At 35.4% G+C, this 18701-nt stretch carries 12 protein-coding genes, 2 pseudogenes and 1 riboswitch; of the genes and pseudogenes, 1 reads left to right on the plus strand and 13 read right to left on the minus strand.

The window, feature by feature from the left end; all coding sequences use genetic code 11:
• Positions 1-166: 166 nt before the first annotated feature.
• From AB3U99_RS20215 to AB3U99_RS20265, 11 genes and pseudogenes are all read right to left on the minus strand, one after another.
• A complete protein-coding gene (locus tag AB3U99_RS20215; protein WP_400243525.1) occupies positions 167-415 on the minus strand; it encodes a hypothetical protein in 249 nt (82 codons plus the stop codon).
• 352 nt (positions 416-767) lie between these two features.
• Positions 768-2075, minus strand: a complete 1308-nt coding sequence (locus AB3U99_RS20220; protein ID WP_400243527.1) for a nucleobase:cation symporter-2 family protein — start codon at positions 2073-2075, stop codon at positions 768-770.
• A 1-nt stretch (position 2076) separates the two neighbouring features.
• Complete coding sequence (locus AB3U99_RS20225) at positions 2077-2685, minus strand: xanthine phosphoribosyltransferase (RefSeq protein WP_400243529.1); 609 nt, start codon at positions 2683-2685, stop codon at positions 2077-2079.
• Between the two features lie 163 nt (positions 2686-2848).
• A riboswitch (purine riboswitch) is annotated at positions 2849-2950 on the minus strand.
• A 206-nt stretch (positions 2951-3156) separates the two neighbouring features.
• Positions 3157-3381, minus strand: a complete 225-nt coding sequence (locus AB3U99_RS20230) for a hypothetical protein (RefSeq protein WP_400243531.1) — start codon at positions 3379-3381, stop codon at positions 3157-3159.
• Between the two features lie 532 nt (positions 3382-3913).
• Positions 3914-4234: pseudogene (locus AB3U99_RS20235) on the minus strand (methyl-accepting chemotaxis protein); the annotation flags it as partial.
• A 390-nt stretch (positions 4235-4624) separates the two neighbouring features.
• Positions 4625-4993 (minus strand): TetR/AcrR family transcriptional regulator C-terminal domain-containing protein, encoded by a 369-nt coding sequence (locus tag AB3U99_RS20240; protein WP_400248135.1) that lies wholly within the window; start codon positions 4991-4993, stop codon positions 4625-4627.
• A 527-nt stretch (positions 4994-5520) separates the two neighbouring features.
• Positions 5521-6381 (minus strand): hypothetical protein, encoded by an 861-nt coding sequence (locus tag AB3U99_RS20245; protein ID WP_400243532.1) that lies wholly within the window; start codon positions 6379-6381, stop codon positions 5521-5523.
• Positions 6382-6588: 207 nt separating this feature from the next.
• Positions 6589-7944, minus strand: a complete 1356-nt coding sequence (locus AB3U99_RS20250; protein ID WP_400243533.1) for a polysaccharide pyruvyl transferase family protein — start codon at positions 7942-7944, stop codon at positions 6589-6591.
• 305 nt (positions 7945-8249) lie between these two features.
• Positions 8250-9605 carry a polysaccharide pyruvyl transferase family protein gene (locus AB3U99_RS20255; RefSeq protein WP_400243534.1) on the minus strand — a complete coding sequence of 452 codons (1356 nt, stop codon included), beginning with the start codon at positions 9603-9605 and terminating at the stop codon, positions 8250-8252.
• A gap of 420 nt (positions 9606-10025) precedes the next feature.
• Entirely contained in the window at positions 10026-11216 is a 1191-nt protein-coding gene (locus tag AB3U99_RS20260) for a MalY/PatB family protein (RefSeq protein WP_400243535.1), read from the minus strand.
• A 174-nt stretch (positions 11217-11390) separates the two neighbouring features.
• Complete coding sequence (locus AB3U99_RS20265; protein ID WP_400243536.1) at positions 11391-15917, minus strand: immune inhibitor A domain-containing protein; 4527 nt, start codon at positions 15915-15917, stop codon at positions 11391-11393.
• A gap of 332 nt (positions 15918-16249) precedes the next feature.
• Between AB3U99_RS20265 and AB3U99_RS20270 the strand changes: the two genes are divergently transcribed.
• Positions 16250-16804 (plus strand): BsuPI-related putative proteinase inhibitor, encoded by a 555-nt coding sequence (locus AB3U99_RS20270; protein ID WP_400243537.1) that lies wholly within the window; start codon positions 16250-16252, stop codon positions 16802-16804.
• 14 nt (positions 16805-16818) lie between these two features.
• On the opposite strand, the pseudogene AB3U99_RS20275 reads toward AB3U99_RS20270, so the two are convergent.
• Positions 16819-17742: pseudogene (locus tag AB3U99_RS20275) on the minus strand (RNA-guided endonuclease TnpB family protein); the annotation flags it as partial.
• 99 nt (positions 17743-17841) lie between these two features.
• Positions 17842-18393 carry a histidine kinase dimerization/phospho-acceptor domain-containing protein gene (locus AB3U99_RS20280; RefSeq protein ID WP_400243538.1) on the minus strand — a complete coding sequence of 184 codons (552 nt, stop codon included), beginning with the start codon at positions 18391-18393 and terminating at the stop codon, positions 17842-17844.
• Positions 18394-18701: the final 308 nt, after the last annotated feature.

Consider the following 18701-nt stretch of genomic DNA (forward strand, 5'->3'; position numbering starts at 1 on the left):
CTGATTGATGAGTTTTATTAAGCAAAATGTGGTGGATGAAATGGATTAGGGAAAGGGTCGTTTTCGGAATTTTCTAACTATACACCGTGTAGTTTACATAATATATGAAAGATGATGCTTTGAAAAGGATTTTGTTACATTATCTGACACACTTTTTCATATCCCCCTAAAACACCGTAATTTTTCTGCCAAAAAAAGAGGCTGGGACATAAGTATTCCAGCCATAAATAAACCCGAACAACCATACGATATTTCCATATGATTGTTCGGGTTTATATTGGTTTATAAAGGCTGTTTCAGTAAAGATGGTGTTATTATCCGCATCCTGAATACACTTCGCTTTCCATGGGGCGAGCGCCGAGCCGCTTCGTCGCTCACGCTCCTGCAGGGTCTCGGACTTTCTCGCAGCTCCCATAGGAGCGTCTTCTTGATTCCCAGTTATTTAAAAAAATGGGTAACACCACCTGAAATGAGTCTGAAATAACTTTTAAAAAATTTTTTATTTCTCAAAAAATCTACTACAAACGTTGGTATATCAACTTTTCTGGAGGGAGTCTACGTGTATTCAGGCTACTCCGTCTTTCCAATTAATTAATTTTTTCTATTTCCATAATAGTTTTTACACTGACTATATTTAAAATCATAAATAACTAGCATGAAAAAGTAGCCTTTATTTAAGAGCTAAATTAAGGATTGTTCGTCTTTACAGGTTGGCTATTTTGTTTTGTCCCAGCCTCTTTCTTCTTAAAGCTTTGCTCTAGGATATGTTAAGCTACTGTCTTTTCTCCCATTTGAGTTGTTTTTACACGAGAACCTGGAATAATATTAAACAAAATATTTAAAATAATCGCGGTTATTCCACCTGCCACGATACCACTTTGGAAAAGAATACGGATGCTTTCTGGGAATTTCATAAAAATATCAGGAACGACGGTTACACCAAGTCCCATCCCAATCGAACATGCAAGAATTAATAAATTTCCTTGTTGATTAAAGTCAACCTTACCTAGCATTTTAATACCATAGGATACAACCATTCCAAACATTGCAAGAGAAGCTCCCCCAAGGACTGGAGTTGGAATCAATGTTGTAATAGCTGCGATTTTAGGAATAAAACCTAAAATAATTAAAATCGTACCAGCTGCATAAATGACATTTTTCGTTTTTACACCTGTTAGCTGAACAAGCCCAACATTTTGCGAATACGCAGTGTAAGGGAATGAATTAAAAACCCCGCCAATAACAGATGCCAATCCTTCTGAACGATACCCCTTCGCTAAATCCTTTTCGGATACCTCTTTGTTTGTAATATCCCCGAGTGCTAAATAAACGCCTGTTGATTCAATTAAACTCACAATTGCAACAAGTGTCATCGTAATGATAGAAGTAAGATCAAAGGTTGGAGCCCCGAAATAAAACGGAGTAATTCCATGAAGCCACTTTGCTTCTCCTACCTCTGAAAAATGAACCATCCCCATAAATGATGCAATAATGGTTCCAATAATAATACCTAGTAAGATAGAGATTGTTTTGATAAATCCAGTTGTAAATTTATTAAGTAAAATAATGATTGCTAACACACCAAAAGCAAGAATTAAATTTTTTAGGTTACCAAAATCTGCACTACCTTCTCCTCCAGCCATATCATTAAAAGCTACAGGGATTAAAGTAAGACCTATGATTGTAACAACAGAGCCAGTAACAACTGGTGGAAAGAATTTTACTAGTTTACTGAAAATAGATGAAATAAGAACGACAATAATACCAGAAACAATAATTGCCCCATAAATAGCGGATATTCCATGCTTACTGCCAATTGCAATCATTGGACCAACAGCTGTAAATGTACAACCTAACATAACAGGAAGACCGATTCCAAAGAATTTGTTTTTCCAAACCTGTAACAATGTCGCTATCCCACAAGTTAATAGATCAATTGAAATAAGGTATGCTAATTGTTCTGATGTTAATTTAAGAGCTCCACCAACTATTAAAGGCACGAGCACAGCACCTGCATACATCGCTAGTACATGTTGTAGACCTACAGACCAAGTTTTTGCTGTCATTTTTTCCATTTTAATATCCTCCTGCATATATGCCTTCGTGTATTCGTTGTTCAGCAAATGTAACTTTTCCACCCTTTAAAGATGCAATTCTTGCTAAAGACTCTAATCGATAGCCTTTTGCGATTAACTCTTCTGCTCCTTGCTGGAATGACTTTTCGATCAATATCCCAATCCCACTTACAGTCGCACCAGCTTGCTCGACAATGTTCGCTAAGCCAAGAGCAGCCTGTCCATTAGCCAAAAAGTCATCAATTACTAGAACATGGTCATCTGGATGAATATACTTTTTAGAAACAGTAATTTCATTTGACTCTCGTTTAGTAAAGGAATAAACCGTTGCTGTATACAAATCACTTGTTAATGTCAGGGATTTTCTTTTTCTTGCAAAAATGACGGGAACATCTAATGCTAGACCAGCCATTATAGCTGGTGCGATACCAGATGACTCTATTGTTAAGATTCTAGTAATTCCCGCTTCTTTAAACAATCTAGCAAATTCTAGGCCTATTTCTTTCATAAGATGAGGGTCCATTTGATGATTTATGAATGAATCTACTTTTAATACATGATCACTTAAAACAATACCTTCTTCTCCAATTTTCTTCTTCAGTAAATCCATTAACTAGACTCTCTCCTTTTTTAGAGGACAGTTTCACTATTCTTGTGCTTTTCCTGTCCTTTCTTAATACGCAAAAAAGCACATTCGCTTACTCTATGAGTAAGCGAATGTGCTTTTTCGAGCAAAATAAACTGCTCTACTTATGCCATAGATCAGTATATCTCCATTTTATACGCTTACCCGTAGTCAGATGATTAACGGTCATCTGGTAGAAACTTGCAGGCCATATTCCTGCTATTATACGAGTGTTTATTTTGTTAGATTATTTGACAACATAATGGATTATAACTGATTTTCTTTAAAATGAAAACTAAAATTTTATAAAGGGGAAAAAATTTCCATATATTTTATTATACCATCTAAATAATTACTATTTTTCCGAAAATTTATTGACAATTATAGCTAGCTAAAATATTTTTAGTTGTACATACAAAATACTTTACTTTTAATAGCCTTTAGGATTGGATAAAGTTACCTAAAATCATAATACCAGAATAACAATTTAGGATTATCATAACGATCAGATAACCATCCAGAAAAAGTGGTACCAATCAAATTGAAAATGCCCATAAAAGCAAGTAAGCCAGCTGCCGTAACTTGTGGCATTCCATGGTCATGACCAGCAGATATTAAATGAGTTCCAATTAATCCATTAGTGGAGAAGCCGTAAAAAAAGAAAGTTCCCGCTAAATCCATAAGGACCTTTTTTTTATGCGAACAGCAGAGCTTGAATCGGCGCAAGGAAGGAATTACTTTTTGGCGAAGATGGTTTCGTTAATTCACTTGCTCCATATGCAGGAATGCCTATATCATATGGATGGTTGCGCATCCAAATTGCAACGATAAGCATGACGATTAATAATTTGATTTATCCTTTTCAGCAAGAAGGCTCCATCTGATTTGTGTTACGAGTGTAAGCATAGATATTTTTTGTTTCAAAAAAAGTGTTGGCGAACAGAATACAAACCAACATTGTACCTATTCTTGCTCAATTGACTTAATGTACGCAATGCCAAATATTCATTTCTTGTTCTTAGCTTCAATATTTCTTTTTGTACTCCGAATCATTTCTCAGTTTTTCCTAAATCCCCCACCTCCCTTAAGCTTATTTCATCAAAACGACATACGTTTTCTATTTTCTAGTTTTATTTTTTGAAAAAAATTAAAAAGAAAAGAGAGGATACCCACGACTGAAGTCACGGGTATTCCCTCTTTAAATCATAAATAACTACAATTTATTTGAATAGTCATTTAGCTTTTTAGCCATTTCTAAAATTTGTTCCATAAAGACTGAAGTATGTTGAATCGAGTCTGCTTGTTTTTCACCAATAGCTGCTATTTTTTCAATCGATTCATTGATCGAATTAGTCGTATTTTTAATTTGTTCCATCGTTTGGGCGATAGTCTGTGTAAAGGTGACCGTTTCTTTTGAGAACTTACGAATTTCATTTGCGACTACTTCAAAACCTTTACCCTTCTCCCCAGCTCTTGCTGCTTCAATAGCAGCATTTAATCCTAATAAATTCGTCTGATCGGCCACTTTTTTTATAATCGAAACTACTTCACTCGTTTTCCTAATATTTTCTTCTGCAACACTTGATTGTTCTAAAAGGATCTTTGAAAAATCAACTAAGGAATGAGACCCATCCGCAATATTGTTTTATCACTGTTGTCGCACTCCAATCTTTATAAATCACTTCAATATATTACCATAAAAGCACCCTGTTTTCACAAAGTTTAACTTGTATTTCTCATTCTTGCGTATTGGTATATATAGTAATAGGCTATAATGATTTTAGTTCTCTGCTTATTATTTACAAAAAAGAGTATTAAAACCAAACTATATGTCGTGATTAAAAGCGAAGAGTTCAAACTTTATTTTTCGTTTTCAAAGCCCTACATCCTTTTCATCGGCCTTCGATACGCCAAAGACTCAGCTCTATTCCCCAATCTCTCTCTGTATACCTACAATAATGATCCTTAAGCCGAGCATAAAATTCTCTTTATTTTTTAATCCACTATCAGGATTTTTAAAATGATGATGAATATACGGCGCCTCTTCTTTTGAGATATCAGAAACGGAAGTAATAAATTTTTGTCTAATTGCTTCCGCACCCATTTCATCCAATAGCTTCTGCTGTTTTTGTTCATCCAGCCCATAGGAGGTTACATACGTATTGATATAAGTTACGGTAAAAAAGATTTTATCTTCTGGAAAATTTGCTCGATGAAAAATTTCTAACATTTTATCAATTAAAAGCAACCTTTCCCTAGTAACAGGTAATGTATAGGAAATGATAGCAGAAATATTTTATCACCAGAAGCTCGTGCACATATTCCAGCAGATATTTTAAAGCAAATAACACAAGCTCTATCAGACTCTATCAGTAGTACATTCTTATGGACATTTGTCCCACTAGCAATTTCTTTTATCTTTATTCTTTATATGAGCAATGAAAAAATTACAGATTAAAAATTGCACCAGCAAGGTGATTAACAATGTTATGAAACATTATTTTTGTAATACAGGAGCGTTTAGAAAATGGACATACGAGGGCTTACGGAATTAGTGGTTTTGCTAAAATCATGCAAGAATATATAGACATAAAACCTGATTTTGTGATCTTCAATATTCAACTTCTGAATATGACGGATTTCATTGGCACCGAATGATTCGAAGCCATTCAAACTTCCCAAGTATCTTCTTATCGTCTCGTTGAATCTAATAGTAAACTTCAAAAAAAACATTAAATCCATGATTTTCCCTTAAGAATAAATGCATTTAATGTAGGTTGCAAAAAGGAATCAAACAAAAAATGTCTGATTCCTTTTTCATTAGTTCGCTTCCTGGCTCCAGCCAAAAAGTTCATTATCATGTTGTTCCGATTCTAAAGCAGCATGATGAATGGCTCTAAAATCAATTGGCTGATCTGTTTTCTCGGTAATCACCTTAATATATTCACCAATCTTCACCTTATTGCTTTGAGAAACTTGGCCAAATGGAATTTCTGCCGATCTACCATAGTAAACATCAGCTGTTTTATTCGATAATTTTACTTTCTTACTATTAATTAAATAACGTGAATTAGGAACCGTATAAACTGTCTCCCAATCACTTTCTGTCTCAAATTTAATTTTTGATAGATGCTCTCCCGCAACCGAAATAAGAATAACATCTGGTTGTAAGTATTCAATAAGCTCATGCCATAATTTCACGCCACTAGCTTGAAGGTCTTTCTTTGCTTCTTTGCTTAAACTATCCCAAGTCGGATTCGTTGCAAGCGGTGAGCAAATATCTGTATGCAATGCCGTATTTTCTCTATTACCATAAAAGCTCGCATTTATTCCATTCAAAATCGGTTCAAAAGAAGGCTCATACCATGCTTTATATGGGTCTTTTTCAAAATACTGGTCAAGTGCAGTAATATATTGTTGATTGAATTGATAGTGATGGTCTCGTTTCATCGATTGAAACCTTTGGAAAGGGTCAGGGTCAGGGAAATCGCGCCTAGACGGATTTAGACCTACAGTAATGATGCGGATAGGGGATTCAAAATACTTCTTACTATTACCAAAATACATAACTGGCATCGAAGGCTTTACAAGATACGGCCTCTCTTTCTTACTTTCATGCATTTCCCAATACTTTTTAATTAATTCGGTTTGTACTGCCTGTTGAATAACAATAAAAATCATCCTTTCAATTTAGTAAAAAAATATAGCAAGTCCACAAAAAAGTGGAATTCCTTCTTCTCTATTATATATTATCTTTTGTCTATTGGTAAAGAATACGTCGCGTTTTATAAAAAATCTTTTTATAAGATGCGGATAACTAAATATAACTATTAGAAAGGAAAACGAAATACTTTCTAATAGCTATCTACTTTTTCTCTAAGTTTATTGTTACTTACTGCCTACCTTGGAAAACCTTTTGAAGACTTTCTCCTTTTTTGTTGTAATCATTTCGATAAACATTGCCATTAAATGTTCTTTTGTAATGGATGGTGAACTTGCATTTTTTTGGCTATTTTCTAATGGATAATATCGCTCCCATCGCTCTACCATTTCCTCTAGACTACATCCACTTAATGGTTGCACAGGAGGTTGAAGCTGAATTTCTGCCAGCCTTTGATCTAATGGAATAATCGATGGTGTATTTGTATCTTTATAAATATGCTCTAATTTATTCATATTAAGAAAATCAATAAAGTGATCAAAATTCTTAGCTTGTACCTTTGTAGGTGCTTGGAAATCACTTTTCTCTATTATTCCAGACAAGGTTGTCTGGCTCGTTATTTTATTAGCCATTATTTTTGTTAGTTGGTGATACTCAGCCAATTCCCTCATCCGAGCATCCTTTGGAATGATTAAACTTGGGGTTCCAGCAATCGTTGCTGCAATATTCCCATGCAGCCTTGCACCAAAACTCAAATCAGCATCTTTCATAAAGTCCAACCATGTAGGTACATTTAAGAAAAATCGGACTCTATTGTTCATATATACTGGATCTGACATTTTAATTGGATATTTTTTGCTTACTTCTGCTATGGATGGTGCTCCTAAATACGTTAATTTCAACTCTTTTAACCATTGTGGAACAAAATAATGATTGGGATACTCTTCCATCCCTCTAGCAATAAAATCTAGTACCTTCTTTTGGGAACGGCGAGAAGAGTTAACGCAGATTTTTGACTCTTTCGTTATGTGTGTGTTTCTTATATGTAATTCTCTTCCAAATGTATACATGGAAGGACAGCCAATTACTACATGGTCAATGCCTTCACGAAAACCTAAACGGGTTAGATATTTTGCTGTAATTTCTCCACGGACGCCAATAATAGATGATTTCTTTAAAACGGCTTGAACAAAATTTTTCACATCTTTATCGAACGGAAAGCCTTCATTTAGCTTTGGTTCAAAAGGAGCTCTTAATCCAACACCAATTACAATAACTGGAATTTCCAACTTATTGATTAACTTCGTATACCGTCTAAGTGATGGAATAAATTCATTACGAAAAGCATCTGCTAAAGGGATAACATAGCAATCATAATTTTCGTTTATTTCATCTGCTCTCTCAGGGCCATATGTATAATAATCTGGTGTAATTATAGTATCTTCAGTCATCAAAGTCCGAAACACACTGAATTGATAGATTAGGTTTCCGATATTCCCACCAAAGGTATTATCAATCATCATTTTTGCAGCATCAAATGGTTCTAAGGGTGACATACCAGCTCTAATTAATATTTTTTTCATATTCGCTTCTTCCCCACCACATTTTTTTTCGTACCTTCGTCCTGTTTAGCCTGTGTTTATAAGACACGCATTTTTATATTTTTGACACGATAGAATGCTTTTAAACCTAGCGTTTAAAGTGAATCCTTATTTAAATAAGCACCACAATGTTTAACTTGGGTGCTTTATCTTTTTTTACTTGAGTATTTTCTTAAAGATTGTTGCTTCGATTGTATTAACTAATTATTAAAAGGATGTACTTTAAATGAAGAGCATTATCCTAATGTATTTCATTAAACGGCATCAACCTTTACGGAAAAAAGGCTTTAGCTAAATACATTTGCAGCTTTCAATACTAGTTTGACAGACTTTCGATTTAATTGTCCTTCTAGCTTTTTAATCTTATTGTCTTTTTCTTTTACTTTCTTTTTCAATGCACTAATTTGTGGAGATTCTCCCGAATAGAAATTCTCCCATCTAGTAACCGTTTCTTCAATACTACAAGCACTAATTGGTACTTCTAATGGAAGTAATGAAACGTTAGACAATCTTTCTTCCAATGGTATTCGAGCTGGGTGATTCGTTTCTTTATAAATATGATCGATTTTATTTTTATTCAGGAAATTAATATAGTTATCAAAATTCTCAGCTTGACGTTTTGTCGACTGTTGGAAATCTACTTTTTCAATCAAGTCAGATAAACTTGTTTTTTCATTAATTTCATTTGCCATCACATGTGTTAGCTGATGATATTCTGCCAACTCCCTCATCCGAGCATCCTTTGGAATAATGATGCTTGGTGTTCCAGAAATAGTTGCAGTAATATTTCCATGTAATCTCGCTCCAAAGCTTAAATCGGCTTGACCAATAAAATCAAACCAAGTTGGAGCATTCAATGGATAGCGAACTCTATTATTTGCATATGCTGCGTCAGAAATCTTAACTGGATAATTGTTGCTGTCTGGCGCTATTGCTGGTGCACCTAAATGTACTAGTCTTAATTCTTTAAGCCATTGTGGAATAAAATAATGATTTGGATATTCCTGCATGCCTCTCGTAATAAAGTCAAGGACATTTTTGGGAGATAATCGAGAAGAATTCACACAAACCATAGAATCTTTCGTAATATTCGTTTCTCTAACATTCAATTCTCTGCCAAACGTATACATAGAAGGGCATCCAATTACAGTATGGTCTACTCCTTCCTTAAAGCCCAAACCAGTCAAATACTTGGAGGTAATCTCACCTCGTAATCCAACTATATTTGATTTTTCTAATACTGCCTTAATAAACTCTTTTACATCTTCATCAAAAGGAAACCCCTCATTTAATTTTGGTTCAAATGGAGCACGAAGTCCAACACCAATAACATAAACTGGAATCTTTAATTTTTTTATTAATTGTGTGTACTTTCGTAACATCGGAACAAATTCTTTCCGAAATGCATCTGCCAATGGAATGACATAACAGTCATATTTTTCATTAATTTCATCCGCTCTGGATAGTTCATAATCATAGTAATCTGGCGTAATAATTGTGTCCTCTGTCATTAATGTACGGAAAACACTATATTGATATATTAGGTTTCCTACATTCCCGCCTATCGAATTATTGTTTAGTATGTAAGATGCATCAAAAATATCCAGTGGTGACATGCCTGCTCTAATCAATATATTCTTCATTTAACTAACCCTTTCTATAAAACAAAATTAAAAACATAATTTCTTCCTTTTACTACTAACCTACTTGATAAATACCTAGTAACATCATTAGCACTTTTGATTTTTTTATACAGTTGTACACCTAATATATTCAATCGTTAGTATGCAAATGATAAATCTTAAAAATTCTTCTTAATCTGTAGGATAAAAAAAGAAACTTAATTTTTTCTTAACTATCAAAAAAGTATCGGTTCCAATCATTAAATAGTTGCCCATCTCCCCTTTCCCCCTATTTATTAAAACTAAACATTAAAAATGGGCAGCTCAAAAAAGGATCTGATTGCAAAAGATACAGCTTATCATCTAAGTGTACAGTTTTTCCTGTTGCACTAGATAAAAAAAGTATCTTCTAGTATCAGACCCTTAATACAAAACGTTTCTCTATTTCAAATCGGAAAATTCTCTCGCAATTCTTTCGATTGCTTCTTTAATAATTGACCTTGGAGATGGGATGCAGATTCGTTGATAAGTAATTCCCTCTTCTCCAAACATACTGCCATCCTCCAGTAAAACATTTGCTCGATGATAAATACGTTCGTGTACTTCTTCCGGCGTAATTCCATAACCTCCGAAATCCATCCACATAATATAGGTTCCTTCTGGAATTGTTACTTTGACCTTTGGCATATGTTCATCTATGTATGCCTTCACCCATTCCATTGTTCCGTCAATGTATTCCTTTAGTTCCTCGAGCCATTCTTCTCCTTCCTTATATACTGCAATAAGTGCCGAAATCGTGAAAGGAGATGCTAATTGATGGCCCATTGTCTTTTTAAATTTATTACGTAGCTTTACATTCGGAATAATTAAATTTGTACAGTGAAGTCCTGCTACATTAAATGTTTTATTGATAGCCGTACAAGTAATCAAATGGTCATTATTTTCTGCAACCATCGCAATTGGAGTGAATTTCTGGTTACATCGTATTAAATCGCCATGGATTTCGTCTGCGATAATTAACACATTATGTTTTACACAAATCTCATATATACGAGTAAGTTCTGCAACTGTAAAAATACGGCCAGTTGGATTATGGGGATTGCAAAGTATAAATAGCTTCGTTGATTCTTCTTTTGCTTTTTCTTCAAAATCAGCAAAATCTATCGTATAGTAACCTTCTTCGTCTTTAAGTAATGCATTATTTCTTACTACTCTTCCATTCTCTTCAATTGCTGAGGTGAATGGCGGATAAACCGGACGTTGAATAATTACCCCATCGCCAGCTTCTGTAAAAGCGCGAACAGCCATATTAATCGCATGAACCGTTCCTGGACTATAGACAATAGAGTCTCTCTCTATATTCCAATCATGTCTTTTTTTGAACCAGTACTGAATTGCTTCATAATATTCGTCTGGAAAAACGGAATAGCCATATATGCGATTATCAACCGTTTTATGTAATGCATCAACTAATGCTTGTGGTACAGGTAAATCCATATCTGCTGTAAATAGCGGAATAGTCTCCTCATCATAACGCTCTGTTAATCCCATCTCCTTAATCATCTTTCCACCATCCCATTTAACGGAATATGTATTTCGTCGATTTACTACTTCATCGAAATTGTTAATCACAATATCCACCATCCATTTCCTATTATTGTAGTCATTATAACACGGAGAATTGCTACAATCCCTCCACCTGCTTCATCAAAACCGTTAATATTTCTAAATGGTCACCATTAAAATAAAATACTGTACAGAAAAGAGATGATTCCTCTTTTCTGTACAGTATAGATAATGCATTAATTAAGCTTTTCTTCTTCTTTGAATAATAAATAAACTTATACCAGCAACTATTATAATTGTTCCTGCTAAAATCCAATTATAAGTGGAAGTTGCCGTATTTGGTAGATTACTACCGGAATGGCTATTTGTGTTTCCAGTAGTTTTTGTTCCATTTGAATTGCCGTTATTTACTGTTCCGCCTGTAGAATCGGATGGACCATCAGTATCTTTATCTGAGTCACCATTGTTCGATCCGTCATTATCATCTTTGTCTGTACCAGGTTCTTCATTCACAATGATAATTCTTTCTACAGATGTTTTATTTCCAGAAGAGTCAGCGACAGTATAAGTCAGTGTATATGCTCCAACTTTATTTGTATCGACTTTTCCAGAAACGGTTACTTTATCTGTTAAATCGCCATCTGCATTGTCTCTTGCTTTGTAACCAGGCTCTTCATATTTCTCTCCCTTTGTTAGAGTGATTGAATGACTGCCCTTTAAGGTTAACTTTGGTGCCGTTTTATCAACGACTTTAACAGTGCGTTTAGCAGTTGATTCATTTCCGGCAGCATCTGTCACTGTATACGTAATTGTATAAGTTCCCACTTCAAAGCGAAGTGTTCCAGATACTACTACTTGATCGGTAATATTGCCATCTAACGTATCAGTAGCGGTAAATCCAGGCTCTAAATAGGCTTGACCTAAATCTAATGTTATCGTGTCTTCACCAGAAAGCTTAATTACTGGTGCTATAGTATCTTGAACCGTAACCGTACGAGTCGCTATTGCTTCATTACCACTAGAGTCGATTACATGATATTTTAATTCGTATTCTCCTACTTTTGTTACATCTACGCTTCCATATACCGCAACAGCTTCAGTAAGATTTCCATCTACAATATCCGTAGCAGTATAGCCTGGTTCTACATATTCTGTCCCGCCTTCAATGACGATTTTTTCTCCACCCTTTAAAGCTAGGTCTGGTGCAGTTGTATCCATTACCTTTACTAGGCGAGTAACAGAATAGCTGTTATCACTGGAATCCGTAGCTGTATAGGTTAGAGTATATTCACCTGGTTTCAATGTATCTACTTCGCCAGCAACCTCTACTTTATCTGTAATATCTCCATCGACATTATCGATTGCAGTATAGCCTGGTTCTGTGTATTCATCTCCAGCTTCTACTTCTACCGTACCATCTGTTAATGAAATATAAGGCTTTTCTTCATCGACGACATGAATTTTCCTTTGAACTTCTACTGTATTTCCAGCTGCATCACTTACAGTGTAAGTTAATACATATTCTCCTGGTTTCGTTTCATCAAGTGATTCTAGACCTTTTACTTCAACAGAAGATGTTAAATCGCCATCGACATTATCCGTTGCAGTATAGCCTGGTTCTACATATTCAGTACCAGCTTGAATGACTAATGGATTATCGCCATCTAAAGTGATGGCAGGTACATCTGTATCAACATTAAATTCGTTAGAAGTCCACTTAATAGCATTTCCTAATACATCTTCCCCGCGAACATGTAGATAGTATGTTCCACTGTGTCCTTCTAGTGTTAATGTATCTCCATTTTTAAATGGTTTCCATGCATCGATCTCCGTTACCGCTTTTTTCATCCCTTTAGCAGTTACAGATTCTACAGAATCTAACTCATTCGATTCAGACCATAAGTATTCTAGCGTATCTTCCTTCGCGTCTGGAATATTCACTGTTACAGAAACATGATTAATTGGCTCTGTTGAACCATTATTTTCTCCAACATCTGGAATTGGTGCTTCATTATCTACATTAAATGTATCTGTTTTAGAGACGATTACCTCGTCTGCTGTTGCTACGGTGACTTCTAGCGTATATTCACCAGATTCTAATTTTTCCGGAAGGGTAAGCTGGAAGTTTAACTCTTTCTCTTCTAAATCAGAGACATATTTTTGTTCCGCAGAAACAACAGTATCTTGCTTATTATTTACTACTTTTGCTGTGACAGTAATATCTTGATCTAATGCTTCATCGTCACTGATGACAGATAAATCAAGAGTATTATAGCCTTCATTACTTGAATAAGTATGATTCAATCCACTAACTTCTACTTTTGGATTATGATCATCATAAGATAATTGAATCTGTGCTAAACTATTGTCCTCTGCTTGTGAAAGTACACTAATATTTAACCCATATTTCGGCACATTACGTCCAGAGTAAATTTGACCTGGATTAGAATAATCCTTGTAATCATTAAAGGTCGGAACTGCTGGCTGAGAAGGTAATGTAATACTTGTATTATCAACAGCTAAATAGTCAATAAACATTTTATCCGTTGGGTTTAAAGAAAATGCTGCATCTTGGATTTGGTATCTAGTAGAAGCTACTTCTCCATCAGACCATGCTGCAGTTGCTTGATGTGCATCTACCACTCCTAAAAATCCATCACCTGGATGATCTCCTACCCAGTTATTGTCATATAGATTGTCCACATACCAAACAACCATTCCTGGATCCAGTGTTAATACAGAGTTACCGCGAGTTATTCTACCTAACGCTGTATCCGCTGCTGCCCAGTTTCTCCATTCTACTAAATAATAATGCTCTGACTCTTTTAAACCATCACTTTTTGCAAATCCTTCAAGTGTGAATGGGGATTCATCTGATTCTGCGTCATCTACAATAACTTCTTCTCCATCAATAGTAACAACTAGATCATCTACATATAAACCTGACATTGCAACATAACTATCTGTCCAGTAATTTATTTTCAGTTTAATTTCTTTCCCTGCATATGCAGATAAATCAAATGAAGCATTGACCCATCCATTCGATGTTCCAGTAATACCATGTCCTGGATTTTGTCCATATCCTTCTGGATCCTGATCGGTTGTAATATTACCTGGAATTGCCTTCCATCCTGAACCGTCGTCTACTTGTACAGAAGCGTAATCCCAATTTTCTTCAATATCATAATTAGCATTAAAAGTTAATGCAGCTTCTGTACCTTTCGTTAAATCAACGGTTGTAACGAGATCATTATTTAAATCATTCCCACTTCCACTATGATACTCGTATTCTCCACTAGTTGGCGTGTTAATAACTGTTTTCTTATTAGGAAGAGATACTCTTACGGCATCTGCGTTTGTCCCTTTCATACTTGCTTGATCGATATTCAGTGTTTTCGTCCCATCCATAATATCGTCTAGGCTATATTCTACTGGTTTGAACCAGTTAGAATTTGGCCATTTATTTTGCAAGTACTCTTTATCGTATGGACTAAATCCAGTAGGCTCTGTACCGCCAATGATACCTGCCCAGCTTCCAGAAGCCATTATCGTCCAGTAATCTGTAGGCGCACCTACACCACCAGCTGTATAATTCGTATCATACTCATCAGGTAAACCTAAGTCATGTCCAAATTCATGGGCGAAAACGCCTGTTGCACCATCTTCAGGCTGAACCGTATAGTCATATGCTGTTAACCCTCCACCCCAGTAAGGGACTTCTGCCAGACCTTCTGTACCTGGTATAACAGTAGGGCTTGCTAAACTCCAGCTATGTGACCAAATAGCATCAGCACCAATAGCGCCACCACCAGCTTCTTCTCCCGTCCCCGCATGTACAATCATCAAATGATCAATGATGCCATCTGGTTCCCGGTAATTCCCATCTCCGTCTACATCATAAAGATCTTCTTGGTCAAATTGTGACAAATCAATATTAGGATCTTTTGATGCAGCTTCTAACGCTTCTTGTACTAAATCTCTTGGGCGAATGTCACTTCCATCTGCTGTAGGATAGTTTCCTCCATAATAAGCAGCTGGGTGTTTTGCAGTGTACCAATCAGAGACTACTCCATCAATTGTATAACTTCCCCCTGACTGTTCTTCATAAAATGCTTTCATGGAAATGAAATCTTCGCCATTTCCACCTTTATAAGTTGAGTCTCCGAATACCATTTGTTCATAATGCTCTTTTGTATAGTCATCGTATAAGAGAACTGGATTATCCTCTTGTGTGATACTGCTATGTAGATAATCTGGAAAATCAATAAGTAATACTAATACTTCGTCTGTAATTACTTCTCCATCCCAATTTTCCTCTACAATCGAGTCTGGTGATGTCTTTTTTGCTGCAATTTTTTCTTTTTTCGACTCTTTCGGAGTCCCTGCAGCCACAGGCTCTAGTCCTGCCTTCTTTTGAATACCAGTCCGTACTTCTTTCGGATCATCAACCAATGCCTCCGCTTTATCTGCACGCTTCTTTAAATAGGATAATAATTTCTTCTGTTGTTCTTCTTTCGAGGCATTTTTGCTAATGATTCCTTGTTCCATTAAAGCTGCAAGTACCTTCTCTTCATTTACCATGCCAATATCAAATGGACCACTTGCATGTTTACTCATAAAAGGTAATGCAGAATCATCTTGAGTATGTAATACAGGGTTGGACTTTGCTGCCACATTTTCAACATTTCCAAATAATGGAGCAAAAGAAGTAAAAACTAAACTAGCGGATAATACTGAAGTTCCCATCACTTTCTTCCAATTTACCATTTCAAATCCCCCAATTTTTTTTATGACAGTTTTTCATGTTCCCCCCTTGTAATCTGCCACTTTATATTATAATTGATATACATATAGGAATATTCTGAGATGTCTGAATACTACTATAGCAAAAACGATAGGGAAAAAGAATGTTTTTTTAACAATTATTTTAAAATTCTTATTTTTTCTCATTTTTTCTTATCATCTATTACAATATTATTATAATAATATTGATATTGTGTAATACTAGATTAATGACAATTTAGGAATATTCAGCAAGTGCTTTTCTACCTATATTTATTATAAAAACAAAACGATAAATATGAAAAGGAGCTTTAATAATGTGCTATAAAAAGGGACTTATTTTATTTATCATCCTACTATTGACTGCCTGCTCGGATGATAAAACAACGGAATCTCAAGATGAATCTTCCCCCGAACAAACAGAATTATCTAATGAATTGCAAACACCTGAATCAGAGAAAGGCGACAAAGATATGGCTGCTACTGTTCCTACAAAAGATGATTTCGACTTTCAAGATGAGGATAAGAATGTTTTAAGCAAGATGGAAGCTTCTATTTCTTATACACAAGAAGAAGATAGCCTGAATTTTGTTTTTCAAGTAACAAATAATGCCAAGCATCCTTTTACTTTTCATTTTGATACAATGCAACAATATGCCTACACTATTCGCAAAGCAGACGGAGAACTAGTAAAGGTGCTAAAAACTTCAAGCTATAAACAGCTTCCTTCTACTGTTTTCGTGAAGCCTGGTGGGAGTGCTATGTATGAGTTTTCAGTAGAAAAGTTGCCAACTGGCTCTTACACCATCACTTTCGTATTTCTCGCCAAAGAATTGGGGTTGAAGAAGTCTTTCGATTTTTCTATAGAGTAATCATTAAATCATTAGGACCATGATACTTCACTAATGGCTTTGGCAAGGTTGTGATTTTTCAACATACTTGATACGCACAAATCTTCCATCCCGATTATGTCGTGGTTTTTGACAATATCAGTGGAGATTTTGTGCAAGTAATCCTTTCTTGCGTTTGCCATTTTCTCGTGAATGCAGGCAACTTTTCGTTTGACTTTATACCAGTTTGAGCCACCAACGGTTCGTCTGCTCATGATTCGTTGAAATGCAGCTAACTTTTCTTCCAATGTGCGAAAGAATTTAGGGTTAGAGAAAGTTGTACCATCTGAAAGAATAGCAAAATTTTTCAGCCCAACATCTACTCCAATAGCGGAATTTATTTTAGGTAACTCTATCACTTCCACTTCTGCCCCGATGGAAAGGAAGTACTTTCCTGACGGATTACGTCTAATGGTAGCACTCCGTATCTTGCCTTCAACTTCACGACTTTTGGCAAAGCGAACAAGACCAAGTTTAGGCAGCTTCATATAATTACCTTCAACAGCGATATTTCCGTTTGTATGCTTTGTCGTGTAGGATTGCACTGGATTCTTCTTCGATTTAAAGCGTGGATACTTATTTTGTTTTTTGTAGTATCGTTCAAAAGAATCAGCCAAGTTTTCAACCGATTTCTGCAAAGCAATACTATCCACTTCTTTCAGAAAAGAATAGTGTTTCTTTAATTCTGGAATTGCCTTTACTGTTTCATATTTGTTCAACCATTTTCCTTTCCAATTATTCGTTGGAAGCTGAATATTTTGAACCATTTCTGCAACAATATACCAATAAGCGTCTTTGTCTTTCTGCTTACCTAGAAAGAAATGGAATGTGAACCTCACACAACCAATCGTTTTATTGATGAGTTCCATTTGTTTTTTATTGGGACAGATACGAAACTTATATGCTTTATTAACGACCATCGCGCTCACTCCTCTAACACGAATATATGTTCTTGTTTTATTATAAGAGGATGTGTTTTGGCTATCGCAACCGACATTCATCTCCCCCTTATCGTTGGGCTACAGCCCTGCACACAATGGAAGAGGGAGTCTTCTGTCGGAAAATGATAAAATCATCGGCATATCCCATTCATACGCTTCTTTAATCTGAATGTTATGTAAGCTCAATTGAGTATGTATTAAAGTAACAACATCTTCAATAATCATTCGAATATCTTTAAATAAGAAAACATCAGCTGTAGGCTTAGCTAGAAAAAGCAATTCTCCAAAAATGCTATTAATTCTTTCAATCTCTGATAAAACAATCTCAAAATACTTATGTTGGGGATTTTCGGATTTAGCAAGCTGAATAAATCCTTTAATAGAAGTTAGTGGATTTCTAATTTCATGAGCAATCCCTGCAGACATTTCTCCCAAAATCGCTAGTTTTTCCGACTTTTGCAGTAAATTCATTGTCTCCTCTTTACTAACTGTAACGTCTTTTCCAATCGACAATACTGCTTTTTCCCCATTAAACTTAACCGCTAAACAGGATGCTTCATAGAAAAAAATACTTCCATCCATCCGTTTCATTTTATATTCCATATGGGAGAGAGGCTTCTTTTTTTCCATCGCATCTTTACTCTCGTTCTCCAGCGCTCCATATAATCCGCCTATACAAAATCTCCAAAGGATTTATTGATTAAGTCTTCTCTACTCGATACTGCCATCATTCTTATAGCTGAATGATTGAATAAATCAATTTATTGTCAGATTGCGATTGGATAAAAATGGATTCAGGCAAGGAATCCATAAGGAGTCGATAGCTTTCTTCACTATCCCTTGCTTTCTTTTCATAGTATTTGGATAGATCATACCTCCAGCCAACAATCCCTGCTAATATCGTAAATAGGAAAAAATCAATAGTAAAAAACGGATCA

This window comes from Niallia tiangongensis (assembly GCF_044704065.1).
GTDB lineage: Bacteria > Bacillota > Bacilli > Bacillales > Cytobacillaceae > Niallia > Niallia tiangongensis.